9 protein-coding genes are annotated in these 8,951 nt (G+C 73.1%); 6 read left to right on the top strand and 3 right to left on the bottom strand.

Annotated elements, in window-relative coordinates:
- A partial coding sequence (locus JWQ92_RS12210) for a ComEC/Rec2 family competence protein (protein ID WP_297344733.1) occupies positions 1 to 946 on the top strand: 946 nt, incomplete at its 5' end.
- 40 nt (positions 947 to 986) lie between these two features.
- Positions 987 to 2,012, top strand: a complete 1,026-nt coding sequence (gene holA, locus JWQ92_RS12205; protein ID WP_297344732.1) for a DNA polymerase III subunit delta — start codon at positions 987 to 989, stop codon at positions 2,010 to 2,012.
- A gap of 238 nt (positions 2,013 to 2,250) precedes the next feature.
- Here the strand turns inward: holA and rpsT are convergent, their stop codons facing one another.
- Positions 2,251 to 2,514 (bottom strand): 30S ribosomal protein S20, encoded by a 264-nt coding sequence (gene rpsT / locus JWQ92_RS12200; protein WP_297344731.1) that lies wholly within the window; start codon positions 2,512 to 2,514, stop codon positions 2,251 to 2,253.
- A 167-nt stretch (positions 2,515 to 2,681) separates the two neighbouring features.
- Here rpsT and JWQ92_RS12195 point away from each other — a divergent pair, with 167 nt between their 5' ends.
- Positions 2,682 to 3,866: an aminotransferase class I/II-fold pyridoxal phosphate-dependent enzyme gene (locus JWQ92_RS12195; protein WP_297344730.1), complete on the top strand. Its 1,185-nt coding sequence runs from the start codon at positions 2,682 to 2,684 to the stop codon at positions 3,864 to 3,866.
- 4 nt (positions 3,867 to 3,870) lie between these two features.
- On the opposite strand, the gene JWQ92_RS12190 is transcribed toward JWQ92_RS12195, so the two are convergent.
- Entirely contained in the window at positions 3,871 to 4,350 is a 480-nt protein-coding gene (locus JWQ92_RS12190) for an NUDIX domain-containing protein (protein WP_297344729.1), read from the bottom strand.
- 70 nt (positions 4,351 to 4,420) lie between these two features.
- On the opposite strand from JWQ92_RS12190, the gene lepA reads away from it, so the two are divergent.
- Together lepA and JWQ92_RS12180 are read left to right on the top strand one after the other, a co-directional pair.
- Positions 4,421 to 6,268 carry a translation elongation factor 4 gene (gene lepA / locus JWQ92_RS12185; protein WP_297344728.1) on the top strand — a complete coding sequence of 616 codons (1,848 nt, stop codon included), beginning with the start codon at positions 4,421 to 4,423 and terminating at the stop codon, positions 6,266 to 6,268.
- Positions 6,265 to 6,879: a DUF1990 family protein gene (locus JWQ92_RS12180; RefSeq protein ID WP_297344727.1), complete on the top strand. Its 615-nt coding sequence runs from the start codon at positions 6,265 to 6,267 to the stop codon at positions 6,877 to 6,879. Before lepA ends, JWQ92_RS12180 begins: the two co-directional genes overlap by 4 nt.
- Positions 6,880 to 6,987: 108 nt before the next feature.
- On the opposite strand, the gene JWQ92_RS12175 is transcribed toward JWQ92_RS12180, so the two are convergent.
- Entirely contained in the window at positions 6,988 to 7,656 is a 669-nt protein-coding gene (locus tag JWQ92_RS12175; RefSeq protein ID WP_297344726.1) for an HAD family hydrolase, read from the bottom strand.
- Positions 7,657 to 7,715: 59 nt separating this feature from the next.
- On the opposite strand from JWQ92_RS12175, the gene hemW reads away from it, so the two are divergent.
- Positions 7,716 to 8,942 (top strand): radical SAM family heme chaperone HemW, encoded by a 1,227-nt coding sequence (hemW, locus tag JWQ92_RS12170; protein WP_297344725.1) that lies wholly within the window; start codon positions 7,716 to 7,718, stop codon positions 8,940 to 8,942.
- Positions 8,943 to 8,951: the final 9 nt, after the last annotated feature.

Here is an 8,951-nt window from a genome sequence, read left to right as displayed (position 1 = left end):
CGCGGGCGGCCTGCTCGCGGTCGCCCTGCTGGCGCTCGGGCTGCTCGCCGCGGGCCGCTCCGTCCGTCGGCCGGTCCGCGTCGCGGCGGCCGGTGCGGGCCTGCTCGCGCTCGTGGTCGGCCTCGGTGTCCTCGCGGGAGTGGCGGTCGGACGCTCCGTCGCTCCGCCGCCCGACTGGGAGATCGCGGGCTGCGACGTCGGCCAGGGGGATGCGTTCGTCCTGAACGGAGGGGAAGGGCACTTCGCCCTCGTGGACACCGGACGGCAGGGGCCACCGATCCGCGCCTGCCTCGACCGGCTCGGCGTGCGTCGCATCGATCTGCTCGTGCTCACCCACTGGGACGCCGACCACGTGGGGGCGAGCCGGTCGATCGCCGACCGAGTGGGCACCGCGTTCGTGGGACCGAGCGACGGTGCAGCCGCGGACTCCCTCCGCGCCTCGATCGCCGCGGCCGGTGCGCACGTGCTGCAGGTGCATCGGGGTGAGCATGCGCAGGTGGGACGGCTGCGCCTCGACGTGCTCTGGCCCGAGGACCCGCTGGACGACATCCAGCCAGGCAACCCGGCGAGCATCACGCTGCTGGTCGCGGGCCGCATCCGGTCCCTGTTCACCGGCGATCTCGGCGAGGACGCCCAGAACGCGCTCCTCGCGGCGGGTCCGCTGCCGCACGTCGACCTCGTGAAGGTCGCGCATCACGGATCCGCCGACCAGAGCCCGGCCTTCTACGCCGCCTCCGGCGCCGCGGCCGGCCTCATGGGCGTCGGCGCGCACAACGACTACCACCACCCGACCGCCCGGCTCCTGCGGATCCTGCGCGCGGACCGCATCGCTCCCTTCCGAACCGATCAGGAGGGGCTGCTGCTCGTTGCGCCCGCCGCCGACGGAGGCCTGACCGTGTGGACCGAGCACCCGGTGACCCCCGCGGTGTGGGCGCCCGCCCCGTAGCTCGGGCCGTGTCCCCGGCACCCTGGATACTGGAGGCATCATGGCTGCCCGTGCCGCCGCGCCCGCGAGATCGGGTGCCGCCAAGATCCCCACGTTGGGCTGGGACGAGGCCAGGCCGGCGCCGGTGGTGCTCGTCTCGGGGCCGGAGGAGCTGCTCGCCGAGCGCGCGACCCGGTCGATCCGCGCCGCGCTCGTCGCCGCCGACCCGAGCGTCGAGGTCAGCGATCTGGACGCGGCCGTCGCGTCGCCCGGGGATCTCACGACGCTCGCGAGCCCGTCGCTGTTCGGCGAGCCCCGTCTCATCCGAGTCACCGGCGTGGAGCGGCTCTCCGAGGGCTTCCTCACCGAGGCGCTGCGATACCTGGAGCACCCCGCCGACGACACGACCGTCGTGCTGCGGCACGCCGGGGGAGCGCGCGGCAAGAAGCTGATCGACGCGGTCCGCGGTGGCCTGGGCGGCGGCATCGAGATCGCGTGCGCCGAACTGAAGCGCGACGCCGACCGGTCCTCGTTCGCGGCCGCCGAGTTCCGGGCGGCCGGCAAGCGCATCGCCCCCGGCGCGCTGCGGGTGCTCGTGTCCGCGTTCCAGGAGGACCTCGCAGAGCTCGCCTCGGCCTGCCAGCAGCTCATCGCCGACACCCGCGGCGACATCTCCGAGTCGACGGTCGAGACCTACTACGCCGGCCGCGTCGAGACCAACGCGTTCGCCGTCGCCGACGCTGCGATCGCCGGGCGCAGGGGCGATGCCCTCGTCCTGCTCCGGCACGCCATAGCCACAGGCGCCGACCCGGTGCCCATCGTCGCGGCGATCGCGATGAAGCTGCGGACGATGGCCCGGGTCTTCGACGCGCGCGGAGGCGGGCCGCAGGTCGCGGCCGAGCTCGGGCTCGCGCCCTGGCAGGTCGACCGCGCCAGGCGCGACGCCCAGGGCTGGCAGGCGGACGGGCTCGGCCGGGCCATGGTGATGATCGCCGAGACCGACGAGCGGGTGAAGGGCGCGGCGCGCGACCCGGAGTTCGCGGTCGAGCGGCTGGTCGCATTCGTCGCGACCCGTGGCGAAGGCTGACTCGACGTCGGCGCTGACGAGCGATCTGCCGCAGCCGACGGGCCACGTCCGGCACCGAGGAACGTCATCGGCGGCCCGTCGCACCCGAACAGGCCCGTTCATCGGCCGCATCCGGGCATCCCGACTCGGACCGACAACGCCCTGACGTGCAGGGGCGCCGGCAACTATCGCGAGCCGACCTCCGAAATGGGAGGATCAGTCAGCGTCGTCTTCGACGCGTGTACGCGTCGAAGATCGATCAGCCCAGCTGGCCGACGTGCTTCGCGATGGCCGACTTGCGGTTCGCGGCCTGGTTCTGGTGGATGACGCCCTTGGAGGCGGCCTTGTCGAGCTTCTTGCTGGCGTAGGCGAGGGCGCTGGCGGCCTTGTCCTTGTCGCCGGCGGTGATCGCGGTGCGAACGGCGCGGATGGCCGTCTTGAGCTCGCTCTTCACGGCCTTGTTGCGGTCGTGGGCCTTCTTGTTGGTGCCGATGCGCTTGAGCTGCGACTTGATGTTCGCCACGTGCGGATTCCTCTTTCGGAAGACGATGTCGGGAGGGCGGACTGTCCGCCGTCGTCGGGCCGGGCCGCGCGGTCTCGCGGGCGCCCGAAAGCCGTCCGACAGCGTATCAGGTCGAGCCCGGTGCCCTGCCGCCCGTCTCGAGCGGACGGGCAGGGTTGAATGCAGCGGTGCCGACATTCTCCCGCACCGCGTTCGACGTCCCCGGGTCGGGCATCCGCCGCATCCATGAGATCGCGCTGCGGATGCCGGGCGTGCTCGCCCTCGCCGTGGGAGAACCGGACCAGCCGGTCGCCCCGCACGTGCTCGAGGCCGCCAGCCGGGCGTGGCTGGCGGACGACACCGCCTACACCGCGAACGCGGGCATCGCCCCGCTGCGGGAGGCGATCGCGGCGAAGCTGCGCCGGGTCAACGGCATCCCGGTCGACGCCGACAACGTCTGGGTCACCCCGGGCGCCACGGAGGCGCTCTTCCTGGCGCTGTCGCTCGTGCTCGAGCCGGGCGACGAGGTGCTGGTGCCGGACCCCGGCTACACGACCTTCACCATGGCACCCCGGATGCTCTCGGCGGTCCCCGTGCCCTACCGGCTGGACCCGGACCGGGGGTTCCTGCCCGACGTCGCCGCGCTCGACGCCCAGGTGACGAGCCGCACCAGGGCGATCATCGTCAACTCGCCGTCGAACCCGCTCGGTGTGGTGTTCCCCGAGCCGGTGCTTCGGCAGCTGCTCGCGTTCGCGTCCCGGCACGACCTCTGGCTGATCAGCGATGAGGTGTACGAGGCCTTCGCCTGGGCCGTGCCGCACGTGAGCCCAGCCGCCTTCGACGAGGAGGACCGGGTGCTGACCGTGCACTCGTTCTCGAAGACGTACGCCCTCACGGGCGCCCGCGTCGGCAGCCTGGTCGTGCCGCTCGGGCTCGACCAGGTGCTGCGCACCTACCAGGAGGCCATCGTCTCCTGCGTGAACACGCCCGCCCAGCACGCGGCGCTCGCCGCGATCTCCGGGCCGCAGGACGCCGTCGCGGCGGCGGGGGAGCACTACCGCGGCAACCTGACGGCGGCCGCGGCACTGCTCGACGGGCTCGGCATCCGCTACCTGGAGCCCGGCGGGGCGTTCTACCTCTGGATCGACGTGTCGCACGCGAGTGGGGGCGACGTCGCCCACTGGGCGGAGCAGTTCCTGCTCGAGCAGCGGGTGTCGGTGGCGCCCGGCAGCGCGTTCGGGGCCGCGGGCGAGGGCTGGATCCGGGTCTGCGCGGCGGCGTCGCGCGAGACCCTGCTCGCCGGACTCGCGAGGCTCCCGCGTCCCGACGGGCCCGAGCCGGCCGTGGCGGCGGCGCTGACCGCGGGCGCCTGAGGCGTCAGGGCTCGGCGCGCCGGTCGATGACCGCGTCGGCGCGGTCCTCGAGGGCGTGGCGGATGCGGCGCAGGTAGCGCTCCGGCATCGGGGGCAGGGCGTCGCGGGGGAACCAGGCCACCTCGGTCGACTCGTCGTCGCCGACCGCGGCCTCGCCCGAGACGTACCGAAGCCGGTAGGTCAGGTCCGTGTAGCGGGTCCGATCGCCGTTCGGGTACTCGTACTCCTGCGTGACGGAGACCGCGGCGAGGCGTTCGACGACCGCGACGACGGAGGCCTCCTCGAGCACCTCGCGTTCGGCCGCGTCCGCGGTGTGCTCGCCGGGCTCGACGATGCCGGCCACCGGCGACCAGTCGCCGGAGTCCGCGCGGCGCACGAGCAGCAGCCGATCGCCGTCGGCGACGACCGCCGTCGTGCCGACGAGCCAGAGGGGCTCGTGCCCGACGCGCTCGCGCAGTCGCAGGACGAAGTCGGGGGTGGGCACCGGCCGACCCTACCCAGGCGCGGAGCGTGCACCGGGGAGCCGCCCCTGCCTGTGCGACACTGTTGCCGCCATGCCACCCCGCGCGCTGCAGCCCCTCGAGCCCGCCGCGACGCCGCCCGAGTCGATCCGCAACTTCTGCATCATCGCGCACATCGACCACGGCAAGTCGACGCTGGCCGACCGCATGCTCGGGATCACGGGGATCGTCTCGGACCGGGACGCCAGGGCGCAGTACCTCGACCGGATGGACATCGAGCGTGAGCGCGGCATCACGATCAAGAGCCAGGCCGTGCGCATGCCGTGGGCGGTCGACGGGGCCACCTACGCGTTGAACATGATCGACACGCCGGGCCACGTCGACTTCACCTACGAGGTCTCGCGATCCCTCGCGGCGTGCGAGGGCGCGATCCTGCTCGTCGACGCGGCGCAGGGCATCGAGGCGCAGACACTCGCGAACCTGTACCTGGCCCTCGAGAACGATCTCGAGATCATCCCGGTGCTGAACAAGATCGATCTGCCGGCCGCCGAACCGGAGAAGTACGCCGAGGAGCTCGCGAACCTCATCGGCGGCGACCCCGACGAGGTGCTTCGCGTCTCCGGCAAGACCGGCATGGGGGTGGAGGCGCTGCTCGACCGGGTGGTCGAGCGCATCCCCCATCCGGTCGGCGACCCGGACGCGCCCGCCCGCGCCGCGATCTTCGACTCGGTCTACGACGCGTACCGGGGCGTGATCACCTACGTGCGGATGGTCGACGGGCGGCTCGCGGGCCGCGAGCGCATCCAGATGATGTCCACCCGCGCGACCCACGACCTCCTCGAGATCGGCGTCTCGGCCCCCGAGCCGACCCCCACCGGTGGACTCGGCGTGGGGGAGGTCGGCTACCTCATCACCGGCGTGAAGGACGTGCGCCAGTCGAAGGTCGGCGACACGGTGACGAACGCCCGCAAGCCCGCCGCCGAGGCGCTCGCGGGCTACACCGAACCGAAGCCGATGGTGTACTCCGGGCTGTACCCGATCGACGGCGCGGACTACCCCGACCTCCGCGATGCGCTCGACAAGCTGAAGCTGTCCGACGCCGCCCTCGTCTACGAGCCGGAGACGTCGGTCGCACTCGGCTTCGGCTTCCGGTGCGGCTTCCTGGGCCTGCTCCACCTCGAGATCGTCACCGAGCGGATCGAGCGCGAGTTCGGCCTCGACCTCATCGCGACCGCGCCGAGCGTCGTGTACGAGGTGCAGACGGACGACGGCAAGACGGTCACGGTGACGAACCCCAGCGAGTTCCCGATCGGCAAGGTGGCCGAGGTGCGGGAGCCGATGGTGAAGGCCGCTATCCTCACGCCGAAGGACTACGTCGGCACCGTCATGGAGCTCTGCCAGACCCGGCGCGGCGGCCTGCTCGGCATGGACTACCTCAGCGAGGACCGGGTCGAGCTGCGGTACTCGATGCCGCTCGGCGAGATCGTCTTCGACTTCTTCGACCAGCTGAAGAGCCGGACCCAGGGCTACGCGTCGCTGGACTACGAGCCGATGGGGGAGCAGGCCGCGGATCTCGTGAAGGTCGACATCCTGCTCCAGGGCGACCGGGTGGACGCGTTCAGCGCGATCGTGCACCGCGACAAGGCCTACTCGTACGGGGTGCTGATGACGGAGCGGCTGAAGAAGCTCATCCCTCGGCAGCAGTTCGAGGTGCCCGTGCAGGCGGCGATCGGCGCCCGCATCATCGCGCGGGAGTCCATCCGGGCGATGCGGAAGGACGTGCTCGCCAAGTGCTACGGCGGTGACATCACCCGCAAGCGCAAGCTGCTCGAGAAGCAGAAGGAGGGCAAGAAGCGGATGAAGATGGTCGGCCGGGTCGAGGTGCCCCAGGAGGCCTTCATCGCCGCGTTGTCCGGGGACACGGAGACGGCGAAGCGATGACGGGCCCGCGACGGCGCACCGCGGTGCACGCTCCGGATGCGGGACTGAACTACACGGCGATCGGTGCCACGGCGAGCCCCGAGATCGTGGCGTTCCCGCCGCCCGGCTTCACGGCCGTCGAGTGCCGGCACCGGGTCGGCAGCGGTGCGCGACGGTTCGACCTCGCCGGCAGGGCGCTGATGACCTGGGGCGCCCTGCGCGCCGCCGGGTTCGACGTCGAGGACATCCGGGCCGAGGCCAGATCGGTGTCCCCCAGGGGGACGGGGCCGCTGTTCCTCGAGGACGGCACGCCCTGGATCACGCCCGGCATGACGGCGACGATCACCGGCTCGGGCGCCGACGAGGGCTGCGGGCCGGTCAAGGTGCTCAGCGTCATCGACGAGCCGGGGCGGATCGGATACATCTACGGCTCACGCCCGGGGCACGCGTCGTGCGAGGAGCGCCTGCTGCTGCTCGAGCACGCGGAGGACGACGCCGTCTGGCTCGTCGTGCGCTCCATCCGGCAGGGGACGTCCCGAGGCTGGGGCATCGGTGCGAGGGCGGTCGAGACCCGGCAGAGGCGGCTCGACGAACGCCTGGTGAAGGCCCTGCATCCCTCGAACGCCGCCTGACCGACGCGCGACGCCCGCGATCGCGCCGTTCCGGAGAAATGGGACGACACGCCGCGAAACGTCGCATCCGGACGGCGTGTCGGCCGGGAACTCCGGAACGGCGCGATGTCAGCGCTCCAGCCGGGCGAGGGCGGCGAGCAGGTCGGGCAGGCCCGCCTCGAGGTCGGGCAGGACCAGCGCGGCTCCCGCATCCTGGAGCGCCTGCTCGCCGAACGCCCCGGTCGCGACCGCGACGAAGGGGATGCCCGCCGAGGCGGCCGCCTCCCCGTCGCTCGGGGTGTCGCCGATGACCACGAGCGCGGCGTCCGGCACCTCGGTGCGGGCGCGGCGGGCGAGGTCGGCGCGCACCGGCGTCGCCTCCCCGCTGAACCAGAGCGCCTCGTCGAAGCGGGCCGGATCGAGGCCGGCACTCGTGAACTTGGCGCGGATCCGGGCGGGCGAGTTGCCGGTGAGCAGGCCGTTCCGCCAGCCCGCGGCGGCGACCGCCGAGACCGCCTCGGTCACGCCGGGCGCCGTCCGGCGCGCCGCCTCGCCGGTGTACGCGACCACCGACAGGGCGTCGAGGCGCTCGCGGACCGCCGGCAGCAGGTCCGGGCCGAATCCCAGGTCGGCGAGCCGCTCGGTGATGATCTGCGCGTCCGTCTTGCCGTGCTCGTTCGGGCGGCGCCCCGACGGCTCGACGCCGGTCACCTCGGCGATCGCCCGGTCGTACAGCCGGCCCGCCACCGACGAGTTCAGCAGCAGCGTGCCATCGACGTCCCACAAGACCGCGTTCACGCCGTCGAGGCTCGCAGCCCGCGCACCGGATCGCGAAATCCGCGTCAGGATTGAGCGTCATGCCGTCCGCACTTCCGATCGCCGACCCCGCGCCCGACGACGGCCTGCTGCCGGCCTCGGTCGTGGCGGGAGCCGAGGAGCGGCGGCTCGGCGTCTACCTGCACGTGCCCTTCTGCCGGGTGCGCTGCGGGTACTGCGACTTCAACACGTACACGGGCGACGAGCTGCGCGGGGCGAAGCGCACGGACTTCGCGGGGCAGGCGATCGCCGAGGTGCACCTCGCGGACCGCGTGCTCGCATCGGCGGGGCTGCCCCGCCGCCCCGCCTCCACCGTGTTCTTCGGCGGCGGCACGCCCACGATGCTGCCGGTCTCCGACCTCGCCGCGATGCTCGCAGCCGTGCGTGACACCGTCGGCATCGCCGCCGGCGCCGAGGTCACCACGGAGGCGAACCCCGACTCGGTCGATGCGGCGGATCTGGCGGCGCTCGCGGGCGCGGGATTCACCCGCGTCTCCTTCGGCATGCAGTCCGCGGTGCCGCACGTGCTCGCCACCCTCGACCGCACCCACGATCCGGCGCGGATCCCGCTCGTCGTCCGCTGGGCGCGGGAGGCAGGCCTGCAGGTCAGCCTCGACCTGATCTACGGCACGCCGGGGGAGAGCCTCGCGGACTGGCGGACGAGCCTCGAGGCGGCGATCGCCGAGCGGCCCGACCACGTCTCCGCGTACGCGCTGATCGTCGAGGACGGCACCGCCCTCGCACGCCGCATCCGCTCCGGTGCCCTGCCCGCTCCGGACGACGACCTGCAGGCCGAGCAGTACGACCTCGCCGACGAGCTCCTCGAGGCGGCCGGGTACCGCTGGTACGAGGTGAGCAACTGGGCGACCTCTGCGGACCACCGCTCGCGCCACAACCTCGCCTACTGGACCGGCGAGGACTGGTGGGGGATCGGACCCGGAGCCCACAGCCACGTCGGCGGCGTGCGCTGGTGGAACGTCAAGCATCCGGCGGCGTACGGCTCCCGCATCGCCGCCGGCCTCTCGCCGGCCGCCGGACGAGAGGTTCTCGACGAGGAGTCGCGCGCCCTGGAGCGGGTGCTGCTCGAGTCGCGGCTCGCCGACGGGATGCCGGTCTCGCGCCTGGGCTCGTCCGGTCGCGGTGAGGTGGCCGGGCTGATCGCCGACGGCCTCATCGACGGGAGGGCGGCGCTCGCCGGCCGCGTGGTGCTCACGCGGCCGGGGCGCCTGCTGGCGGACGCCGTCGTCCGCCGCCTCACGCCGGCCTGACGGTCGGCG

The sequence above is a fragment of the Amnibacterium sp. genome, from assembly GCF_025463795.1.
GTDB lineage: Bacteria > Actinomycetota > Actinomycetes > Actinomycetales > Microbacteriaceae > Amnibacterium.
Note: the sequence above shows the minus strand (reverse complement) of the source record. Positions and strands in the feature narration are given on the sequence as shown.

Bases quoted from the DNA above. Each gene is read 5' to 3' on its own strand.
- holA (WP_297344732.1), top strand. From the start codon at position 987: ATGGCTGCCCGTGCCGCCGCGCCCGCGAGATCGGGTGCCGCCAAGATC.
- lepA (WP_297344728.1), top strand. From the start codon at position 4,421: ATGCCACCCCGCGCGCTGCAGCCCCTCGAGCCCGCCGCGACGCCGCCC.
- JWQ92_RS12180 (WP_297344727.1), top strand. From the start codon at position 6,265: ATGACGGGCCCGCGACGGCGCACCGCGGTGCACGCTCCGGATGCGGGA.
- hemW (WP_297344725.1), top strand. From the start codon at position 7,716: ATGCCGTCCGCACTTCCGATCGCCGACCCCGCGCCCGACGACGGCCTG.